This is a genomic window from Nitrospirillum goiasense, assembly GCF_034427435.1.
Taxonomy (GTDB): domain Bacteria; phylum Pseudomonadota; class Alphaproteobacteria; order Azospirillales; family Azospirillaceae; genus Nitrospirillum.
This window is the reverse complement of sequence record NZ_JAXQNP010000002.1, coordinates 1,291,182-1,310,026: the sequence shown is the minus strand read 5'-3', so window position 1 is coordinate 1,310,026 and position 18,845 is coordinate 1,291,182. Positions and strand designations below refer to the sequence as shown.

General features: G+C 64.1%; 20 protein-coding genes and 1 tRNA gene. 7 read left to right on the top strand and 14 right to left on the bottom strand.

Annotated features, from left to right (window positions below; genetic code table 11):
• The first annotated feature begins 129 nt into the window (after positions 1-129).
• The gene (locus tag ULB03_RS08495) at positions 130-558 is read left to right on the top strand and encodes a hypothetical protein (RefSeq protein ID WP_322482749.1); all 429 of its coding nucleotides are present in this window, start codon (positions 130-132) and stop codon (positions 556-558) included.
• 4 nt (positions 559-562) lie between these two features.
• Here the strand turns inward: ULB03_RS08495 and ULB03_RS08490 are convergent, their stop codons facing one another.
• Entirely contained in the window at positions 563-814 is a 252-nt protein-coding gene (locus ULB03_RS08490) for a hypothetical protein (RefSeq protein ID WP_322482748.1), read from the bottom strand.
• Positions 815-819: 5 nt separating this feature from the next.
• Positions 820-1,524 carry a hypothetical protein gene (locus ULB03_RS08485; RefSeq protein WP_322482747.1) on the bottom strand — a complete coding sequence of 235 codons (705 nt, stop codon included), beginning with the start codon at positions 1,522-1,524 and terminating at the stop codon, positions 820-822.
• A 296-nt stretch (positions 1,525-1,820) separates the two neighbouring features.
• On the opposite strand from ULB03_RS08485, the gene ULB03_RS08480 reads away from it, so the two are divergent.
• Both ULB03_RS08480 and ULB03_RS08475 read left to right on the top strand, forming a co-directional pair.
• Entirely contained in the window at positions 1,821-2,546 is a 726-nt protein-coding gene (locus ULB03_RS08480; protein ID WP_322482746.1) for a transcription elongation protein SprT, read from the top strand.
• Positions 2,547-2,548: 2 nt separating this feature from the next.
• Entirely contained in the window at positions 2,549-2,755 is a 207-nt protein-coding gene (locus ULB03_RS08475; protein WP_322482745.1) for a hypothetical protein, read from the top strand.
• Positions 2,756-3,093: 338 nt separating this feature from the next.
• On the opposite strand, the gene ULB03_RS08470 is transcribed toward ULB03_RS08475, so the two are convergent.
• A complete protein-coding gene (locus ULB03_RS08470; RefSeq protein WP_322482744.1) occupies positions 3,094-3,672 on the bottom strand; it encodes a hypothetical protein in 579 nt (192 codons plus the stop codon).
• Positions 3,673-3,862: 190 nt separating this feature from the next.
• Between ULB03_RS08470 and ULB03_RS08465 the strand changes: the two genes are divergently transcribed.
• Entirely contained in the window at positions 3,863-4,486 is a 624-nt protein-coding gene (locus ULB03_RS08465) for a ParA family protein (RefSeq protein WP_322482743.1), read from the top strand.
• 240 nt (positions 4,487-4,726) lie between these two features.
• Here the strand turns inward: ULB03_RS08465 and ULB03_RS08460 are convergent, their stop codons facing one another.
• The 10 genes from ULB03_RS08460 to ULB03_RS08420 all read right to left on the bottom strand — a co-directional run bounded on the left by ULB03_RS08460 (position 4,727) and on the right by ULB03_RS08420 (position 13,813).
• Complete coding sequence (locus ULB03_RS08460) at positions 4,727-7,171, bottom strand: DUF927 domain-containing protein (protein WP_322482742.1); 2,445 nt, start codon at positions 7,169-7,171, stop codon at positions 4,727-4,729.
• Positions 7,164-7,514, bottom strand: coding sequence for a hypothetical protein (locus ULB03_RS08455; protein ID WP_322482741.1), 351 nt, complete (start codon positions 7,512-7,514; stop codon positions 7,164-7,166). The genes ULB03_RS08460 and ULB03_RS08455 overlap by 8 nt, the downstream gene beginning before the upstream one ends.
• Positions 7,511-7,924, bottom strand: coding sequence for a hypothetical protein (locus ULB03_RS08450; RefSeq protein ID WP_322482740.1), 414 nt, complete (start codon positions 7,922-7,924; stop codon positions 7,511-7,513). Before ULB03_RS08450 ends, ULB03_RS08455 begins: the two co-directional genes overlap by 4 nt.
• Positions 7,925-8,046: 122 nt before the next feature.
• Positions 8,047-8,220 carry a helix-turn-helix domain-containing protein gene (locus ULB03_RS27390; protein ID WP_416211145.1) on the bottom strand — a complete coding sequence of 58 codons (174 nt, stop codon included), beginning with the start codon at positions 8,218-8,220 and terminating at the stop codon, positions 8,047-8,049.
• A 225-nt stretch (positions 8,221-8,445) separates the two neighbouring features.
• A complete protein-coding gene (locus tag ULB03_RS08445) occupies positions 8,446-9,690 on the bottom strand; it encodes a tyrosine-type recombinase/integrase (RefSeq protein WP_322482739.1) in 1,245 nt (414 codons plus the stop codon).
• 189 nt (positions 9,691-9,879) lie between these two features.
• Positions 9,880-9,969 (bottom strand) — tRNA-Ser (locus ULB03_RS08440).
• A gap of 138 nt (positions 9,970-10,107) precedes the next feature.
• Positions 10,108-11,073, bottom strand: a complete 966-nt coding sequence (gene yddG, locus ULB03_RS08435; RefSeq protein ID WP_322482738.1) for an aromatic amino acid exporter YddG — start codon at positions 11,071-11,073, stop codon at positions 10,108-10,110.
• A gap of 34 nt (positions 11,074-11,107) precedes the next feature.
• Positions 11,108-11,605: an NUDIX hydrolase gene (locus ULB03_RS08430; protein ID WP_322482737.1), complete on the bottom strand. Its 498-nt coding sequence runs from the start codon at positions 11,603-11,605 to the stop codon at positions 11,108-11,110.
• 118 nt (positions 11,606-11,723) lie between these two features.
• Positions 11,724-12,449, bottom strand: a complete 726-nt coding sequence (gene phbB / locus ULB03_RS08425; RefSeq protein ID WP_322482736.1) for an acetoacetyl-CoA reductase — start codon at positions 12,447-12,449, stop codon at positions 11,724-11,726.
• A 188-nt stretch (positions 12,450-12,637) separates the two neighbouring features.
• Positions 12,638-13,813, bottom strand: coding sequence for an acetyl-CoA C-acetyltransferase (locus ULB03_RS08420; protein ID WP_322482735.1), 1,176 nt, complete (start codon positions 13,811-13,813; stop codon positions 12,638-12,640).
• 390 nt (positions 13,814-14,203) lie between these two features.
• Here ULB03_RS08420 and ULB03_RS08415 point away from each other — a divergent pair, with 390 nt between their 5' ends.
• Together ULB03_RS08415 and ULB03_RS08410 are read left to right on the top strand one after the other, a co-directional pair.
• A complete protein-coding gene (locus tag ULB03_RS08415) occupies positions 14,204-14,773 on the top strand; it encodes a TetR/AcrR family transcriptional regulator (RefSeq protein WP_322482734.1) in 570 nt (189 codons plus the stop codon).
• A gap of 88 nt (positions 14,774-14,861) precedes the next feature.
• Positions 14,862-15,770: an SDR family NAD(P)-dependent oxidoreductase gene (locus ULB03_RS08410; protein WP_322482733.1), complete on the top strand. Its 909-nt coding sequence runs from the start codon at positions 14,862-14,864 to the stop codon at positions 15,768-15,770.
• Between the two features lie 78 nt (positions 15,771-15,848).
• On the opposite strand, the gene typA is transcribed toward ULB03_RS08410, so the two are convergent.
• Positions 15,849-17,669, bottom strand: a complete 1,821-nt coding sequence (gene typA / locus ULB03_RS08405; protein WP_322482732.1) for a translational GTPase TypA — start codon at positions 17,667-17,669, stop codon at positions 15,849-15,851.
• Positions 17,670-18,182: 513 nt separating this feature from the next.
• Here typA and ULB03_RS08400 point away from each other — a divergent pair.
• Positions 18,183-18,824, top strand: a complete 642-nt coding sequence (locus ULB03_RS08400; protein ID WP_322482731.1) for a POTRA domain-containing protein — start codon at positions 18,183-18,185, stop codon at positions 18,822-18,824.
• Positions 18,825-18,845: the final 21 nt, after the last annotated feature.

The following is an 18,845-nucleotide window of genomic DNA, read 5'->3' as shown; positions in this document are numbered from 1 at the left end:
GGCTGGCTATCCGTGGCACCACGATCATAACCAGGGCCGCAATGCGGACCTGGCGGCGGAGACGCTGGACAGCACCAGGCGAGCTATCGAGGATGCCGCCATAGCCCTAAGAGCCGCGATCACACCGACATGACACTGCTGCCCCCCTCTACCCCCATCGACTGGAAAGGCGCCGACCTGGAAGCCTGGCGGGCCTTGATCGGCCACACCCAAGCCCACGCGGCCCAGCTGCTGGGGCTGAGCCCGTCCGGCTATCGGAAATACGTCTATGACCTGGCGCGCATCCCCTGCCCTGTCGTGCTGCTGGCGCTCTACGTCCAGCATCGGCCGGAGCTACCGCCGCCGGGGGCGCCATGGAAGGGTGCCGACCTGGAAGCCTGGCGCCTGTCCGTAGGGCGGACCCGTGGGGGCGCGGCCTGCCTGCTGGGAATCAAGCTGGGCTCATATCGGGACTGTGAGCATGATCGGTACGGGATACCCCTGCCCGTGGCCATGCTGGGGCAGTGCATCGCCCGCTATGGGGAATTGCACCCGGCACAGATTGGGGTGGCGACGTAGAGCGTCACCCCCCTACTACAGCTTGCCCCCAGGCCAGAATGACCAGCATCAGCAGGACGCTTGCGAAGCATACCCACATCCAAGACCATTTTTCCTCTGCGCCTTGAATGATCCCCACCCACACCAAAGCCGGAAGCATCAGCCAGACGTTATGAGCGGCGACAGGCAGGATCCCCAAAATCAGAAGTATGCCGATTTCGGCCCATCCCGGCATGCGCCGCACCAGGTCGAAAAAGGGCTTGAACGTCTGTTCCATCGGCGTCACCGCGCCCCAGCTGAGGCGACGTAACCGCCCCCGTCCCGCTTCGATCCGCGCAGATAATCCCGCCGTCTGGCGTCGATTTCATATCGCTGTAGCATCTGAGCCTTGGTGATCTTGGCCAACACGTAATCGAGCGCTGTTTTAATGCCGCTCGCTATCAAGAGCGGCAGGGAAAGCCGCTCCAAGGTGACCTCGACGGCGGCGATCATCTCGGGTGTGTACCTTTTCAGGAACTGCGTCAGGGCGGTTTGGCCTACAGAAAAGACCCACGGCGCCCAAAACTCCTGATCCTCCGACAGAAGGCTATGATCGTAGTCCTTCAGCACCGGGCTGGCCCCGTCGCGGACGTAGACCAAGCAATATTGAAATTCGGCCTCGCTCAGGCACCAGGGAGCGGCTACCAGACGTTCGCTGGCTTGGATGCTGGCGTTGTCCAACCCGTTGCCGAAGGTGGTTTGGCGAGTTTGGCGCAACATGCCATAGAACACGCTGGCACTGCTGCGAAAGCCGCTGGCGGGGTTCCGCTCGGCCGCCGCCCGCGCTACTGCCGTATCCCAAGCGTGCCGGTTGCTCAGGCTCAATTCCCTAAAGTGCAACAAGCCCAGCACGGCGCCGTAAGCGTCTTCCTCAAACCCCAGGCACATCATGGGGCTTAGATTGAGCGACGCCAGGCTGTTGTGAAAATCCTGGGTGTTAATCGGCATTGCTGCTCCCTCCCCATGCGCGGCCCGCGCGCGGTAGAAACCCGGGATACAATCTATGACGCGAACGCCCGCGCACCACCGGCCGGACGGTCTATGCCGATGGGGTAACCATCACGGACGCGGACGGCGCCACCTGGCGCGACTGCTACGTCTGGAATGCCCGGCCCGCCGGCATGTCGTCGCAGGCGTTCGCTGGCCACCTGTCCGCCCTGTCCAAGGCGGGCTTCTACAAACCCGATGGTGATCAGGTATTCGGCCTGGTCCGCATGTTCGGCTGAAACCCGGGCGGCCCTGCGATGGTGCCGCCCTTCTTTCTGACCTGCCTAAGTCGTTTAAACGCAGTGGACAAAGCAATGAACCGCGAAACCTGGCTGCACACCCTGGCCGAACGCCTGGCGCCCCACTTTGCCGATCTTGGCCACCCCATCCCGCCGTTCCGTGTCGCTATCGGCTTCCCTTCGGCAGGGGCCCGTGGCCGCGCCGTGGCTGAGTGCTGGGACAAGTCGGCATCGGGTGACGGGCGCTTTGAGATCCTGATCCGCCCTGACGAAGACGATCCCATGGAAGTGGCGAACAGCCTTGCGCATGAGTTGGCCCACGCGGCGGCGGGCCTCGCCTGCGGTCATAAGGGGGACTTTGAGAAAATCTGTCTGGGCCTGGGCCTGCTGCGCCCCATGAACTCCACCCCCACGGGCCCCAAGTTTCGGGAGTTGCTGGCGCCCCACCTGGAAGCCATGGGCCCCCTGCCCCATGCACGGCTGAACTTCGCCCGCCGCGCCGCGCCTGGGCTGACGGCGCAACCCCCGGCCGGCGACACGCCGAACGATGCCGGCGACAACGGCGAGGAAACGCACAAGGCCCCGCCGCTCAGCAGCGCCCCACCGAAGCAAGGCACGCGCTTGATCAAGGTTTCTTGCAAGGAATGCGGGTATACTGCCCGGGTGGCGCGGAAGTGGTTGGATACCGTGGGGGCGCTGCACTGCCCGACGCATGGGGCGATGGGTAACGAGGAGGGTCCTTAAAAATGGCGAAATTCATTGAAGTAAGTGCCAAGCCCAGAAGCGGCAACCAATCTCAATACCGTAAGGCATTGATTAACATTGAGCAGATATCCGCCGTTAAGGAAATAGAAGAAGGTGGTGAAACGTGCGAGATCGTGCTTGCCAATGCAATCCTTGAGGTGGATGCCTCTTACGAGGATATCAGGAAAAAGGCCAGGAACGCCTCATAATAGAAGATGGGCGCTCAGGTTATCCCGGGCGCCCCGCCTTTTCCGCCCTTGACTCCAAAGCGAACAGATGGGGAACATTCCCCATCATGTCCACCAAGAATTTTCGATCCCTGGATGACTGTCATGAACCCGTCCGAGTCCTGTTGCGGTGCGGGGACTGCGGCCATCAACGGGTTGTGCGCTTGACGTTCTTCTGGGCTTACGAATGCCCTATGAACGCAAGCCCATTCGACATTCAGGGGGCCTTACGGCCACTCCGCAAGGCCCTGGTCTGCTACAAGTGCCATTCCAGGAACGTCATCAGCCGCCCCACCGCCGCCCTGCTGGGGCCGCGCTGATCAGTCCAGCGGCACCAGCGTAACCCGGGCCGTGCTGCCCTGATAGCCGAAGCTGGTGGCGCCGCCTGGCCGTGCGCCAGGCAGGCGCCTAAGCACCCTGCCCCATTCGTTGGGCCAGGCAGTCCCCTTAAGCATGCCCTGGATGGCAAGGGCCGTATTAGACACGGCAACGGTGTGCCCATCGTCCAACAAGCGGAAGCCTGCGGCCATAGCTTCCCGGGCCGCTACTTCCTCGGGCACGGCGGGGGCATTGCTAGGCGCCCTGCCCCGCGCAATGTCCAGAAGCATGCCGACAGGCACGTCTATCCCGCCGCCGCCGGCATTCACCCGCAACTTGGATTGCATCAGGTGCCGCCACATCTTTTGTTCGTCGGCGTGGGCCGTGGGGTCCAAATCATCGTCCCGCAGGTCCAGGGCCTGGATAAACTGCATCGCCTGGTCGAAGGTCGCCGCACCGTCAGAATGGAAGGCGAAGGCCCCCGCCAAGAGCGTGCCCAGCTGATCCCCCGCCGAGGACACTGGCGGCGACGTGAACAATGATCCGCCACCCCCCCCTTCGCCTCGGCCGAAAAAACGCATTGCTCACAGCCATTTCATTGCCTTATTCGCCATGCGCACCATCACCATCGGTCGGACGGCGTACGTCGCTGGATGGATGGTTATGCAATTTAACCCAGGTTGCTTCACGTCGTGCCAGCGCCCGCCTTGAGACGGCGCAGTTCTCGGAAATACTGGCGAAAGGAAATAAAATTATGCCAATGATAGCTCTATGAAGACAGTTATCGTTGCGAATACAAAGGGTGGCGTAGGGAGAACGACCCTAAGCATCCATATGGCAGTCGCGGCGGCCAGCGACCCTCAAAAATTGATCGGCGTGTTAGATCTGGACAAATCTCGGAATGCTACAGAATGGATAGAGAGCCGCCATAAGCAGCTCCCAACATTAATACATTTCAATGAAGAAATTTCAGATAGCCTAGCAAGGTCAAGCGCCGCATACTTAGATATAGTTTTTATAGATACCCCATCAAACGGGGGAAGATCTATGGAACCGATTGAAGTTATATTGCCGAATGCTGATTTAATCATCGTTCCCATTCGACCAAGCCCCAACGACCTAAGAGCACTTGGCGCATTTTTACCCCTGCTGCACTCGTGTGGGCGGCCGTTCCTGTTTGTAGTCAATTGCGCCCACCACGGAGCAACTATAACCCAGGATATGGTTTTAACTTTGGCGGAGTTGGGGCCTGTCTCTCCCATCGTATTAGGTTCTAGAGGCGAGTTCCTTCCGCGTTTCGACGGGCTGACGGTTCTTGAAACTGCTCCCGATAGTCGGGCCGCCCGGGAAATCGGCGCGTTATGGAATCTGGTCAAGACTGAGTTGGCCGCTTAGGAAATACCGCCATCATGTGAGTGGTGGAACAGGGGGAACAGGTGCTAAACCACTGATATTACTCATGTTTAGACAGCCCCCCGGGGCGCCTGGCAGGTGAAACAGGTGGAACGGTTCGGGCGCTGACCATTGTTCCACCGTTCCACCACTCACCGCAGACCAGGGAACGGCGGAATGCCTGGAAAACAGCGCCTGTGCCACCAGTTCCACCTGTTCCACTCCTAAACCATGGCTGGCAAATTAATCGCGGTGAAAGACATCGCTGCCAAGGATCGATGGTAGGATGTGATAGACCCGTGTCGTCGCCCCTCCTGGAATGCGGAAGTTATTCGACGATTTTCTGTCGGGGCTGAGCATGAGGTGCCCTTGGGCCCTTAGCGTTTTGGCGACAGCCTTGGGGTCAAATCCCTTGCATACCTCCGCCCGCCAGACATCTGACTGAATGAGGTAATGCAACTCACCATCGATCACCTTCGTCCAACCCGCCCGATTCGCCACCCTCTGCCCTTCGGGTGGTGGGGCCTCGGCACCACCAAACACCAGGCAGTTCACCGCCTCAAACCGACTGGCCCCATGAGTGGCAATGAAGGCGCGAACGGCAGACAAATGGGCATCTTCCTCCGATGATCCCGTACCCGCCGACCGGGCGTCCAACCACGCCTTGAAACAAACCTTAGCGGCCCACGAGGAATGGCCGACCGGCCAAGGCAGAATGCCCAACTCGATAGCGTATTCCCCCGCCGCCGCTACCAAGGCAAAACGTCCTGCGGCCCGCTGCACTTGGCCATTGGCATTTGGCGGAACCACCGCTTCCATCCATCTCGACATCCATCCACGGATGAGCGCCGACACATCAGCTTGCGCTCGGCCGGTAATCGCTTCGAGAAAAGCGGATGCCGCGTGCCCTTGATGAGCCTCAGCGCCTTGTCTGAAAAGACGCGCAAAACGATCCCCATCCTGTTCGCCATGTAAGACCTCAAACACACCGAAACCGGCCCCAGCATCAGCGGGCAGGTCCAGAACCCGCACCTCTTGCCCGGCACGAACCCGAATCCCCGCTTCTATTAGCTTGTCAGCCAGGCCCACCTCGCCAGTGGAAATGAACGGGACGCACCAGGTCGGGATGGCTCGATTTGCCGCATCCCGTCCCATCCGCCCCTTTCCGCGACCGTTGGTCAGCATATAGGCCATCTCACCGACATGGCGGCCGTCTGCCTGCCCCATCTCGTCCAGGGTCAAAAGCGTGTGGTTGTGCGCCAGCGCCGCCCCTTCGGCCGCGTTATCGGTGGTCCGCCAACTTCCAACCTTCATTCCCCAAACTGACGCCGCCGCATGCAGGGTACTGGTCTTGCCAATAGATGAAGGCCCCCGGAAATGGATGCCGCCTCCCTCGCTTCCAGTCAGATGCAGGAGAGGCCCGGTGAAGGCCGCTGCCATGGCAAAAGCCACACGGCTGTTACCCTGGGCGAGGGCGGCAACCTCCCTTTTCCAGCCATCGAATGTACCGCTGCGCTTCAACTCCATGCCGGCGCCAGCAGCCTGAAGCACGACATGTTCATCACTCGCCCCATAGGTTCGGTCCGGCATAACGAAAACCGATCCATGCCAGCCAGTCCGACTCACGCAAAGGGCTCGCCTGGCAACAGTGACGGCCGTCAGGAACTCACCCAGCTTCTGGTGCGCCATCCGGTCCGGCCCCAGCTTAAGCCCCCCGTCCAAGAGGATACGACGGTAGTCGGCACCATCGGCCGCCAGCATCGCAGCGGGCATGGACCATTGATGGGTATGTCCATCCGCATCCTTCCAGCGCAGCAGCTTGCCCCAACCTTGCTGCTCGGCATCGCGCGTGATGGCGACCAACTCGAATGGGCTGGCAATAAACAGGGGTCCTTTGTCGGCACGGCCATGGCCATCCCAATGAAGCCCAACCTCATTGAAGAAGAACCCGGCCGGCAAGACCATGCCATTGTCGTTTGCCGCCGCAGGGAACGCCGGGCGATCCAGCAAGCCCCGCAATCGTTCCCTGTCCCATCCGCTGGGCAGGCTGTCGGCTAAATCCCACCCCTCTGGAAAGTCCGAGGGAACCTGGATAACCCGCACCTCGCTGGCGCGGGCCGCTCGCAAAGCACTGCTGGCAGCTTCGGCGTAAGCATGGCCGGGTGTGTCGTGATCCGGCCAGATAAGCACCCGGCGACCAGCGAGGGGCGACCAGTCCGCTTTGCCTACGGCATTGGCCCCACCCGGTGACGTCACGATCACATGGTCAGGGAATAGGGCGGCGGCTGCGTCCGCTGTCTTCTCGCCCTCCACCACCATGACCGGCGCGTCCGGTCGAGCCGCCAAATTAGCCAAGCCGTACAGTGGCCGGGGCTCCGGCAGCGCCTTAGGCACCCAGCGCCGCACATCATTGGCAAATCGGCGGAAGGTCACCTGTTCGAACTTCTTACCGCCTTCCGGCCGGTCAAAGCGGCGGACAACCATCAGGATGTTGCCCGACGCATCCAGGTAACGCCAGCAACCAGCGGGTTGCCCCAGCGTGCGCCTGGGAAGTGGGTTTGCTTCGAAGTCTTCTGGCGACAACGCAATAGGCGTGCCTCCGTCGTCTATGATGGGTTGCCCCAACCCTCCCTGCTGCGCCTCCAATTCCTCGGACGGGATAGGCGCGAACATCTTCGCCTTATCCATGGGCCTTCCCCCCATTCACAGCATCGATTCCCAACATAGCGGCCAATTGAGCACAGGCTTCGGCTTGGCTGATCCCGCCCAGGTATGCCGCCAGCGACACAACATCCCCGCCGCTGTCTCCGGTGGCGAAGTCAGCCCAGCGACCGTTAATGATGTTGACCCGGAAGGAGCCTGGTGAACGATCCGCCCGCCTGGGATTGAGCGCGACCCATTCTCGCCCCTGCCGTTTTCCATCTGGAAGCCAGCGGCGTGAAAGGAGCAGCGGCAGTATCGGAAGGGCGGCGGCATTCACACGCTTGAAGCGTTCAGAAGGGCCACCATGATTCAGATTTCTCGCCTTCATTGGCCACGCTCCCCCAGTGGCATTTCCGCCAAGGGGCCAAGAAAAGCCGGGGAAACCCCCTTTTCCAGGGAACAAGCAATCTGCTCCCGGTCGAGCGCCGCTGCGCCTTGGTACCGCCTCAAATACGCCGCCAGTGATGAGATACCTTCGCCCTTAGCCCCAGACCGATGGCCATTCCAATGCGCGGTCATGAGGCAGGCCCTGAAAACGTAATCATTGTGAAAGTTCTCCCTTCGACCCGCCACCAGGCGATCATTGCTATCTTGAGCAAAGGGGAATTGGCTGCGAATAGCGGTGATCAGGAAATTTTGGTGGGCACCTGTTAAGAGCCGTTGAGGTTTTGAGATATAAAGCGACACACGGGTGACCTTCGGCAGCGCCACGAGCGCACCGTTGTTTGACATTGGCATGTTTATTGTCCTTGTCGTCAAAGCGACATATGGCTTTTTCAGGAGGATTTCCGAAGAAGCCCGTAATCCGTGATTTCCAGATTTCCCTCCCGGGTCGGGGAGAGAAAAATATTGGCCCGGGGTCAGCGGATATTAGCTACAGGAAGACTAGAGACGAACGCATGAACGCTTTCCGCCGTAATAACGGTCTTCGAGCCGATCTTACGGGCATCCAGAATCTTGGACCCCATTAACTCGTAAGCTTTCGTCCGTCCAAATCCACCAATTTTGCATGCCTCTTGGATTGAATACACCATCGGCTGAAGTTTATTTTCAAATACCAATTTTGGCACCTTTCGTTTATGGCGGGATATTTCGCCGTCGATTCGATGCCGTGATTATTGATAATTCTCAGCCGTGCGGAAGAGTATTTGTTGGGATTATCTGGGACAATGAAATACAGTTCGGGATTTATCGGGATATATCGCCGAATTTCACAGCAAAAATCCCGATAAATTTCCGTTACGTCCGCAAATGATCAATCATGCCCGTCGATAAATGGGCAAAACCTTACCCATCTTGCCGTCACAGAAGTCAGCCCAATCAGCCATCATTGATGTTCTTTTCTCGATAAGATCGCCACGCCGGTAGGCCGCTTCAACTTTATTATCGATGGTGTGCGCCAATGCCATCTCAGCTTCGTCCCGCTGATAGTGCGTACATTCGGCAACCCAGTCCCGGAAAGTTGAACGGAAGCCATGCGCCGTGCAATCAACCTTCATCCGGCGGAGCAATTTCGTCAGCGTCATATCCGATAGGGCGCTACCTCGCCGGGAACCCGGAAAAATGAATTCCCGATCCCCGGCTTTTCGCTGCGCCTCAAGCAACGCGACAGCGGATGACGAAAGGGGCACCCGGTGCTCGCGTCGCGCCTTCATGCGATCCGCCGGAACAATCCACACCCTGGCGACCAGATCAATTTCGGCCCAGGTGGCGCCTCTCACCTCGCCAGTTCTAGCGGCGGTCAAGATAAGGAACTCAAGGGCCCGGGCGCCCATACCAGGCTGCGCGCGCAACCGCGCCATGAAGTCGGGCAGTTCGCTGTAGGGCAGCGCCTTGTGGTGCTTAACCTTTCGCACCTTACCCCGCGCCGGCAGGAGGTGCGACAGATGCCCCTTCCATCGGGCGGGGTTTTCCCCACTGCGGAACCCACTCACCGCTGCCCAATCCAGGATCGTCTCTATGCGGCCCTTAATCCGGCTGGCCGTCTCGGTCTTGGTGGTCCAAATCGGCTCCAGCACCTTCATGACCAAAGCCGTATCGATCGCTGCGACGGGCAGATCACCGAAGACGGGGTAAACGTATGTATCAAGCGTCGCTGCCCATTGTTGGATGTGCTTTTGATTCCGCCAGGAAGCCTCGTGCGCGGCGATGTAGGCCATTGCGCACTGTTTAAACGTTGTGGCGCGCGCAGCGGCCTCCTGGGCCTCAATCGCCTTGGCCGCCTCATCGGCCTTGCGCTGCTCTTGAGGATCGACCCCATCCTTGACTAGGCGCGCCAAGCCCTGCGCCCACTCCCGGGCTTCCGCCAGCGTTACGGCCCCGGGCCCTCGTGCTTTGCCACCGCCCATCTCCCGCATCTTCCCGCCGCGCGGCGTATAACGATACAGCCAGTAGGCTTGCTCCGCAGACCGCACCAGCAAGTACAAGCCATGCCCGTCCGCATAACGCCCAGGCTTAGCGGTACGCACCTTTGCGGCTGATAACGGCGTCGGAACTCGTGGCATCCCAATCCCCTATCGATTAGGGGATAGAAGCTATCCCCTAGTCTGTCCCCTAATCCCGTGACCGAACGGCAGTGAGAACAGGGGAACGAAGGTGGACACTATCAGCGAGGGAATCGCTGATTTTCAACGGCTCTTCGGCATTTTTGGAGAAATTTCGTGCATAGCTACGCACCCCCACGAACTGGGGTATGGCGGAGAGGGTGGGATTCGAACCCACGGTACCATCGCTGGTACAACGGTTTTCGAGACCGCCCCGTTCGACCGCTCCGGCACCTCTCCGTATCCATTCCCGTGTCCGGCCCCCGTTTTGCTGTCGAACGGGAAAGGGGCCGGCTGGCGAAGCGGCGCGGACCCTAGCGGATGCGGGGGGCTTGCGCAAGCGGTATGTGAGCGAAAAATGTCAGGGCTGGCGGGGCGTCACACGGGGGCCTTCCAACGGCGGGGCTTCCAGCTGGCGATGGCGGCGCCGGCGATGATGAGCAGGCAGGAGGCGGCGACCACGCCGCTGGCTTGGGCGCGCCCCGCCAGGATCAGCAGCAGGGTGGACAGCAGCGGCGTGGCGTAGCTGAGCGCACCCAGGGTGTGGATGTCGCCCTTCTTCATGCCGATGTCCCAGACGAAGAAGGCGGCGCCCACCGGCCCCAGGCCCATCAGGGCCAGCAGGGTCCATTGCCCGGCGTCGGGCGCCACCGTCGCCTCCAGCGCGCCATGGCAGAGGGCGGACAGGGCGGCGGTGGCCAGGCAGAAGAAGGCCACGGCATCGGTGGGCACGGCCCCCAGCAGGCGCGACAGGGTGGAATAGGCCCCCCAGGTGACGGCCGCCCCCGCCGCCGCCAGGAAACCCGGCAGATAGGCGGGGTCGACGCTCAGCCCCCGGCCGCCGGTGACCAGCAGGCCGGTGCCGGCCAAGCCGACCAGGGCGCCTGCCAGTTGGCGCCGGCCCAGCCGTTCACCCGGCAGCAGGCCGGCGAACAGCACGATGAGCAAGGGCCAGAGATAGTTGATGAGGTTGGCCTCCGCCGCCGGCGCCGACTTCAGCGCCAGGAAATACAAGAAGTGATAGCCGAACAGCCCCCCCACCCCCAGCACCCAGGCCACCGGCGGCTGACGCAGGGCCAGCCAGGGCGAGCGGCCGCGCGCCACCATCCAGACGATGCCGATGAGGCCGCCGACGGCGAAGGCCACCGCCTCGGTCTCGAAGGGCGGGATGGGGCCGGTGAGCGTGGTCAGCAGCGCCAGCGTGGACCACAGCAGGATGGCCCCGGCACCGATCAGCGTCGCCCGCCGCGCGGCCGTGCCGCCGGTCGTCGCCCCGTCATCCGCCGCCCCGTCATCCGCGGCAGTGTCATCCACAACCCGGTCATCCTCCGCCCTGTCGACCATGCCCCACCCCTTGCCCCGATATTCTCGGGGAATCCTAACCGCCGGCCGCCCGTGCCGCCCAGCCCAAATCCACCACCGCCTTGATCGACGGCCAGGTCACCAGCCGGTCGCAGGTTTCCCGGTCGGCCCAGAGCACCGCCGCCGCGTCGTCGCCCGCCACCGGCTCTCCCTCCCCATACTCCGCCATGATCTCCACGATGGTGAAGTGGAAGCGCACGCGCGGCGGCACCGCCGGGCCGGCGCCCACGGGCCGGGGATCGCGGGTGATGCCGTCCACCGCCGTCAGCACGGTGTAGGGGCGGCAGGTCACGGCCGTCTCCTCCCGCACCTCGCGCGCCGCCGTCTGGAACAGGGTCTCGCCCAATTCCTGGCTGCCACCGGGCAGGCACCATTCCCCCGCCAGGGGCGCCTTGGCCCGGCGGATCAGCAGCAGCTGGTCACCCTTCCACACCAGCACGCCCACCCCCACGCGGGGCTGGTCGGGATAAAGGTGCGGCGAGGCGGGTGGCTGGGTGGACGGCTGATCGGACATGGGGCACCAAAGACGAAGGGCGGGCCCATCACCGGACCCGCCCCCGTCATACCTTACACCCGCACCTCATGGCCACGGGCCGCGCCCCCCACCGGCGCTTGAGGTCCCCAACGGGTCATCAATACATATGCTGGCCGCCGTTGATGGACAGCGTGGAACCGGTGATGAAGCCGGCGTCGTCGCCCACGAGGAACAGCACGCCGCGGGCGATCTCCTCCGCCTTGCCCAGGCGGCCGACCGGGATCTTGGCCACGATCTTTTCCAGCACGTTGGGCGGAACCGCGCGCACCATGTCGGTGTCGATGTAGCCGGGGGCGATGGCGTTGACGGTCACGCCCTTGGCGGCACCTTCCTGCGCCATGGCCTTGGTGAAGCCATGGATGCCGGACTTGGCGGCGGCGTAGTTCACCTGGCCGTACTGGCCGGCCTGGCCGTTGATCGACCCGATGTTGACGATGCGGCCGAAGCCGCGCGCGCGCATGCCGTCGATGGCCACGCGGCAGGTGTTGAAGCAGGAGGCGAGGTTGGTCTGGATGACCTCGTTCCACTGCTCGAAGGTCATGCGGTGCAGCACGCCGTCACGGGTGATGCCGGCGTTGTTGACGATGATCTCGATCGGGCCCAGGTCGGCCTCGATCTTGCCCATGCCATGCCGCACGTCCTCGAAATTCGCCACGTCGAAGCGATAGGCGGGGATGCCCGTCCGCTCCGTGAACTCGCGCGCCTTCTGCTCGTTGCCGCCGTAGTTGGCCGCAACCTTGTAGCCGGCGTCCCTCAGCGCCACCGAGATGGCCTCACCGATGCCGCGGGTACCACCCGTCACCAATGCAACACGCGCTGTCATCTAGTCCTCCCCTTTTTCACGAGTCAGAATACGACCATGGAGCGTCACGCGTCAGGAGGATCGGCATTCGCCCGGCATCCCGGCCCCCCGCCCCCAGGCCGGCGCGAATGGCATCGCGCCTAACCCAAGGCAAATCCTAGATGGTTGCGCGACCGGAAAGATCAATTCCGATCGCGCGACCGCATCACTCAGTCGCGGGCCACGCACAGGGCGATGCCCATGCCGCCGCCGATGCACAGCGTGACCAGGCCCTTCTTGGCGTCCCGCTTCTGCATCTCATGCAGCAGGGTCACCAGCACGCGGGCGCCCGACGCGCCGATGGGGTGGCCCAGGGCGATGGCGCCGCCGTTGACGTTCACCTTGTCCTCGGGCCAGCCCATGTCCTTGTTCACGGCGCAGGCCTGCGCGGCGAAGGCCTCGTTCGCCTCCACCAGGTCCAGGTCGGCCACGGTCCAACCGGCGCGCTGCAGCGCCAGCTTGCTGGCCGGGATCGGCCCCGTGCCCATGATCGACGGGTCGACACCGGCGGTGGCCCAGGAAACGATGCGCGCCAGCGGCTTCACCCCGCGCTTGGCGGCGTTCTCGGCGGTCATCAGCACGACGGCGGCCGCACCGTCGTTGATGCCCGAGGCGTTGCCGGCGGTGACCGTGCCGTCCTTGGCGAAGGCCGGGCGCAGCTTGGCCAGCGTCTCCGCCGTAGTGCCGGCCTTGGGGTATTCGTCGGCCTCGACCACCACGTCGCCCTTGCGGCCGGGCACGGTGACGGGAACGATCTCATCCTTGAAGCGGCCGGCCTTCTGCGCCGCCTCGGCCTTCTGCTGGCTGGCGGCGGCGAAGGCGTCCTGGGCCTCGCGGCTGATTTCCCACTTCTTGGCCACGTTCTCGGCCGTGGTGCCCATGTGGTAGTTGTTGAAGGCGTCCCACAGGCCGTCCTTGATCATGGTGTCCACCATGCTGGCGTCACCCATCTTGGTGCCGTTGCGCAGGTGGATGGCGTGGGGGGCCTGGCTCATGCTTTCCATGCCACCGGCCACCACCACCTCGGCCTCGCCCAGGCGGATGGCCTGGAAGCCCTGGGCCACGGCGCGCAGGCCGGAGCCGCAGACCTGGTCCAGGGTGTAGGCGGTGCGCTCCACCGGCACGCCGGCGGCGACGGACACCTGGCGGGCGCTGTTCTGGCCGGTGGCGGCCTTCAGTACATGGCCCAGGACGACCTCGGACACCTCGGCGGCGTCAACATGCGCGCGGCGCAGGGCCTCGGTGACGGCCACGGTGCCCAGCGCCACGGCGGACAGGCTGCTGAGCGCGCCGTTGAAGCTGCCGATGGGCGTGCGCGCGGCACCGGCGATGACCACTTCGACCATGATGTTTCCTCTCTTCCCGAACGATTTCATGCCCCGTCGATCCTGGGGCGGCCCGCCCCGCCGGCGCCCCTGTCAAGGTTAACGGGGCCGGCGGGAAAAGGCGGTGGAAATTCCGGTGGGGCGGCATTTGGCCATCCCCGGTTCCTAGTCTCGGCCATTTACCAATCCGGGTGCAAGCATGCTCGCCAGCTGCCGCACCACCAAAGCGCGAAACACCCCTGCGCCTGATTGCGTCCTTCACTCGGAAACTTAACTTGCGCGCGCCCAGTCCGCGCTGATTCGGATCAAATGAGGCGCGCGCGGTCTCTGTGACGCCGCGCACTGGCGCCCGGCGCAAACGGGAATTATATTGAGTGCGTACTCACTCTTTAACCTCTGTGTGTTCAACTCATGGCCCGGCCCAAAAGCGAAGAGAAGCGCGACGCCATCCTTGCGGCTGCCGTTCAGGTCATCGCCGATCAGGGCCTGGGCGCCACCACCGCCCGCATCGCCGGCTTGGCCGGCGTGGCGGAAGGCACGCTGTTCACCTATTTCGCCACCAAGGATTTGCTGCTGAACCAGTTGTACCTGGGGCTGAAGGCGGAACTGCGCCAAGCCATGATGGCGACCTATCCCGCCGACGCCCCCCTGCGTGACCGCTTGCGCCACATCTGGGACCGTTATGTCGATTGGGGAGTTCACAATCCCGCCAAGCGCCAGACGCTGGCGCAGCTGATCGTGTCGGGCCGCTTGGCCACCGAAACCCGAGCGCTGGGCAGCGAGGGGTTCGCCCGCATCGAGGACATGGTGCGTGAGGGTGTGGCCCAAGACCTGATGCGGGAACAACCACCCGACTTCGCCGCGGCCATCCTGGCCTCACTGGCCGAAACCACCATGGATTTCATCCTGCGGCGGCCGGACAACGCCGAGAACTACCGCACCGCCGGCTTCGACGCCTTCTGGCACGCCATCGGCCGCTGACGGCCGAAGCGTAAACGCCGGCTTTCCTTTCTTGCCTAAAATGAGTGACTGATCACTCATGTTCCTGTCATCCATGTACGGACCGATCATGACCGACACTTCCAAGGTTTGGCTCGTCACCGGCAGCGCCGCCGGCCTGGGCCGCGACATCGCCGAGGCGATTCTGGCCGCCGGCCACCGCCTGGTCGCCACCGCCCGCCAGCCCGAGCGGTTGGCCGATCTTCATGCCCGGTATGGTGACGGGGTGCGGCCCCTGGCGCTGGACGTGACGGACGCCGCGGCCGCTCACGACGCCGTGGCCCAGACGGTCAAGGCTTTCGGCCGCTTGGATGTGGTGGTGAACAATGCCGGCTATGCCGACGTCGCCCCATTCGAGCAGATGGACCTGGACGTCTTTCGGGCCCAGATCGACACCAACCTGATGGGCGTGGTGAACGTCACTCACGCGGCGGTGCCCGTCATGCGGGCCCAGCGCTCCGGCCACATCCTACAGGTATCCTCCGTCGGCGGGCGGGTAGGCCGGCCGGGGCTCAGCGCCTATCAGGCCGCCAAGTGGGCCGTGGGCGGCCTGACGGAGGTCCTGGCGGGGGAACTCAACCCGCTGGGCATCCAGATCTGCGCGCTGGAGCCCGGGGGCATGCGCACCGGATGGGGCCCCCGCTCCCTGCGCGACATGCCGGCGATATGGCCCGATTACCAGCCCACCGTGGGCGCTTTCTTGGAGATGTATAAGCCCTACATCGGCAATGAAGCCGGCGATCCGGCCAAGGTCGCCCAGTTGATCCTGCGCCTGGCCGACCATCCCACCCTGCCCCCGCACCTGCTGCTGGGCAGTGACGCGATGCATTTCTTCAGCCTGGCCGACGCCGAGCGCGCGGCCCAATTGGCGGCGTGGAAAGCGGTCAGCCTCTCCACCGACGTCACTTACGACGGGCCCGCCCCCATCCTGCCGGAGACGGCGCCCCAGGCGAAGATATCGTTGCCCACCCGCGCGTAAGGGCGGCCTCCCCAAAACGAAACCCCGCCCACCAGGCGGTGGACGGGGCTTCGATCGTCAAAGCGGCAAGGTCGGCGATCAGCCGGCTTCAGCCTGCTTCTGGGCGCGCTTGCGGTCGGTCGGGTCCAGCAGGCGCTTGCGCAGGCGGATGGACTTCGGCGTCACCTCCACCAGTTCCTCGTCCTCGATGTAGGCCAGGGCCTTTTCCAGGGACATGTCCATCGGGGTGGTCAGGCGCACGGCCTCATCCTTGCCGGCGGCGCGGATGTTGGTCAGCTGCTTGCCCTTCAGGACGTTCACTTCCAGGTCGTTGCCGCGGCTGTGCTCGCCGATGATCATGCCCTGGTACACCTTGGCGCCCGGCTCGATCATCATCGGGCCACGGTCTTCCAGGTTCCACAGGGCGTAGGCCACAGCCTCACCCTCACCGTTGGAGATCAGCACGCCGTTGCGGCGGCCCTGGATGGGACCCTTGTACGGGGCGTAGCCGTGGTACAGGCGGTTCATCAGGCCGGTGCCGCGGGTGTCCGTCAGGAACTCGCTCTGGTAACCGATCAGGCCGCGCGAGGGCACGTGGAACACCAGGCGCACCTTGCCGCCGCCGGACGGACGCATCTCCAGCATGTCGCCCTTGCGCTCGGAAATCTTCTGCACGACGGCGCCGGAGAATTCCTCGTCCACGTCGACCACGACTTCCTCGATCGGCTCCATGCGCTGGCCGTTCTCGTCCGTCTTCAGCAGCACGCGGGGACGGGAGATCGACAGCTCATAGCCTTCGCGGCGCATGTTCTCGATCAGGATGCCCAGCTGCAGTTCGCCACGGCCGGCGACCTCGAACGCGTCGGCGTTCTCGGTCTCGCGGACGCGCAGGGCGACGTTGCCCTCGGCCTCGCGCATCAGACGGTCGCGGATCATGCGGCTGGTGACCTTGTCGCCTTCGCGGCCGGCCAGCGGGCTGTCGTTGACGCTGAAGGTCATCGCCAGGGTCGGCGGGTCGATGGGCTGGGCGGCCAGCGGCTCGGTCACCGACGGTTCGCAGATGGTGTCGGCCACGGTGGTCTTGGTCAGGCCGGCGATGGCGACGATGTCACCCGCCTGCGCCTCTTCCACGCCCACGCGCTCCAGGCCCCGGAAGGCCAGCAGCTTGGAAATGCGGCCCTGCTCGATCAGCTTGCCGTCGGCGCTCATCGCCTTGATGGCCATGTTGGCGCGGGCGGTGCCGGTCTGGATGCGGCCGGTCAGCAGGCGACCCAGGTAGGGGTTGGCTTCCAGGGTGGTGGCCAGCATGGTGAAGGGTGCGTCGACGTCGACCTTGGGGGGCGGCACGTGACGGCGCACCAGCTCGAACAGCGGGCGCATGTCCTCACGCGGGGCATCCAGGCTTTCCGCCGCCCAGCCGTTGCGGCCCGAGGCGAACAGGGTGGGGAAGTCCAGCTGCTCGTCGGTGGCGTCCAGCGCCGCGAACAGGTCGAACACCTCGCTGTGCACTTCGTCGGGGCGGGCGTCGGAACGGTCCACCTTGTTGATGACGACGATGGGCTTCAGGCCCAGCTTCAGCGACTTGCCCAGCACGAACTTGGTCTGGGGCAGCGGGCCCTCGGCGGCGTCGCACAGCAGGATGACGCCGTCGACCATGCTCAGGATACGCTCCACCTCGCCGCCGAAGTCGGCGTGGCCGGGGGTGTCGACGATGTTGATGCGGGTGCCTTCCCAGAGGACGCTGGTGCACTTCGCCAGGATGGTGATGCCGCGCTCACGTTCCAGGTCATTGCTGTCCATGGCGCGCTCGGCGACTTGCTGGTTGTCGCGGAAAGCGCCCGACTGGCGCAGCAGCACGTCAACCAAGGTGGTCTTGCCATGGTCGACGTGCGCGATGATGGCGATGTTACGCATATCCATTGGACGCTAATCCCGCGAAGCTGGGGCCCGGTCCAAAAACGCGACGTGCGCCTGGCGATGGCCCAAAAACAAAAGCCCGACCCCTGGCGCATCGGCGCCGGGACCGGGTTTCACGGAGCGGAATATAGCTATTGGCAGGGTCGGGAGAAAGACCTGCCTAAGGGGGTTGGACGCAAGAGGGGGTTACGAGTACCGCAAGGCAGACTATAAATTCGCCATGATTTTGTGGGTTAACCTCATGCGCGCGGCGCGTTTTTCCTGAATCAGGGGACTGCGCCCGCCGTCACCGTCACAAAGACTTAACGCTGGACGCCGGCGGATGGGTCGACAACCAAGGAGGCGAAACGCCGCCCGATCGGGCCCGCCCGCGGCCCCATGCCCCTTTCTGGCCCTTAGCGCCGGTCCCCTTATCGCCAGCCCCCAAGCCCACCCGACCACCCGCAGCCGTTGGAGCCCGCGTCGCCCTTCGCCGTCCCCCGCCTTCAGCCCCGATCGCCGGTCCGTCCGTCCGCGTTGGCGCTGCTCTCTACCCTGTCCCTGGCCTGCTGGTCCGCGCAGGGCCACGCCCAAGGTGCGCCCGCGCCGCAGCAGACCCAAGTCGGCGCCGCGCCGGCGGCCGATGCCGCCAAGGCCGCCACACCGACGGACGCCGCCACCGGGGCCGCCACCGGGAGCACCACCGGAACGGCCGCCCTGCCGGACACGCCTGGCGATGACGACACGCCGGGGGCCGTGCTGGCGCGCAAGGCGGAGCAGGAGCCGGACGGCGTCCCCCACCAGCCGGACGCGGAGCCGCCACCGGCCACCTACACCGTCGATTTCCATCCCGCGCCGGGGGTCGAGGCCGATGACGGCCTGATGGACGTGCTGCGCAGCGCCTCCTCCCTCATCACCCTGCAGAACGACCCGCCGTCGTCCCTGCTGGGGCTGGAGAAGCGCATCGACAACGACTACGAGAAGCTGGCCGCGGCCTTACGCTCCGAAGGGTATTTCGACGGCAGCGTCATGGTGAAGGTCGATGCCGACGCCAAGCCGGTGGCGGTGGTCATCGAGGTGACACCCGGCCGGCGCTACACCATTTCCAAGGTGACCCTGAGCATGCCCGACGGCTCCCCCCGCCGGGCGGGCCGCTGGACCTGTCCAAGCTGCACCTGAAGCCGGGCGACCCCGCCCGGG

What these genes read in the sequence shown, in the direction of transcription:
- ULB03_RS08495 (WP_322482749.1), top strand. Translation starts at nt 130, where the DNA reads ATGACACTGCTGCCCCCCTCTACCCCCATCGACTGGAAAGGCGCCGAC.
- ULB03_RS08490 (WP_322482748.1), bottom strand. Translation starts at nt 814, where the DNA reads ATGGAACAGACGTTCAAGCCCTTTTTCGACCTGGTGCGGCGCATGCCG.
- ULB03_RS08485 (WP_322482747.1), bottom strand. Translation starts at nt 1,524, where the DNA reads ATGCCGATTAACACCCAGGATTTTCACAACAGCCTGGCGTCGCTCAAT.
- ULB03_RS08480 (WP_322482746.1), top strand. Translation starts at nt 1,821, where the DNA reads ATGGTGCCGCCCTTCTTTCTGACCTGCCTAAGTCGTTTAAACGCAGTG.
- ULB03_RS08475 (WP_322482745.1), top strand. Translation starts at nt 2,549, where the DNA reads ATGGCGAAATTCATTGAAGTAAGTGCCAAGCCCAGAAGCGGCAACCAA.
- ULB03_RS08470 (WP_322482744.1), bottom strand. Translation starts at nt 3,672, where the DNA reads ATGCGTTTTTTCGGCCGAGGCGAAGGGGGGGGTGGCGGATCATTGTTC.
- ULB03_RS08465 (WP_322482743.1), top strand. Translation starts at nt 3,863, where the DNA reads ATGAAGACAGTTATCGTTGCGAATACAAAGGGTGGCGTAGGGAGAACG.
- ULB03_RS08460 (WP_322482742.1), bottom strand. Translation starts at nt 7,171, where the DNA reads ATGGATAAGGCGAAGATGTTCGCGCCTATCCCGTCCGAGGAATTGGAG.
- ULB03_RS08455 (WP_322482741.1), bottom strand. Translation starts at nt 7,514, where the DNA reads ATGAAGGCGAGAAATCTGAATCATGGTGGCCCTTCTGAACGCTTCAAG.
- ULB03_RS08450 (WP_322482740.1), bottom strand. Translation starts at nt 7,924, where the DNA reads ATGCCAATGTCAAACAACGGTGCGCTCGTGGCGCTGCCGAAGGTCACC.
- ULB03_RS27390 (WP_416211145.1), bottom strand. Translation starts at nt 8,220, where the DNA reads ATGGTGTATTCAATCCAAGAGGCATGCAAAATTGGTGGATTTGGACGG.
- ULB03_RS08445 (WP_322482739.1), bottom strand. Translation starts at nt 9,690, where the DNA reads ATGCCACGAGTTCCGACGCCGTTATCAGCCGCAAAGGTGCGTACCGCT.
- yddG (WP_322482738.1), bottom strand. Translation starts at nt 11,073, where the DNA reads ATGGTCGACAGGGCGGAGGATGACCGGGTTGTGGATGACACTGCCGCG.
- ULB03_RS08430 (WP_322482737.1), bottom strand. Translation starts at nt 11,605, where the DNA reads ATGTCCGATCAGCCGTCCACCCAGCCACCCGCCTCGCCGCACCTTTAT.
- phbB (WP_322482736.1), bottom strand. Translation starts at nt 12,449, where the DNA reads ATGACAGCGCGTGTTGCATTGGTGACGGGTGGTACCCGCGGCATCGGT.
- ULB03_RS08420 (WP_322482735.1), bottom strand. Translation starts at nt 13,813, where the DNA reads ATGGTCGAAGTGGTCATCGCCGGTGCCGCGCGCACGCCCATCGGCAGC.
- ULB03_RS08415 (WP_322482734.1), top strand. Translation starts at nt 14,204, where the DNA reads ATGGCCCGGCCCAAAAGCGAAGAGAAGCGCGACGCCATCCTTGCGGCT.
- ULB03_RS08410 (WP_322482733.1), top strand. Translation starts at nt 14,862, where the DNA reads ATGACCGACACTTCCAAGGTTTGGCTCGTCACCGGCAGCGCCGCCGGC.
- typA (WP_322482732.1), bottom strand. Translation starts at nt 17,669, where the DNA reads ATGGATATGCGTAACATCGCCATCATCGCGCACGTCGACCATGGCAAG.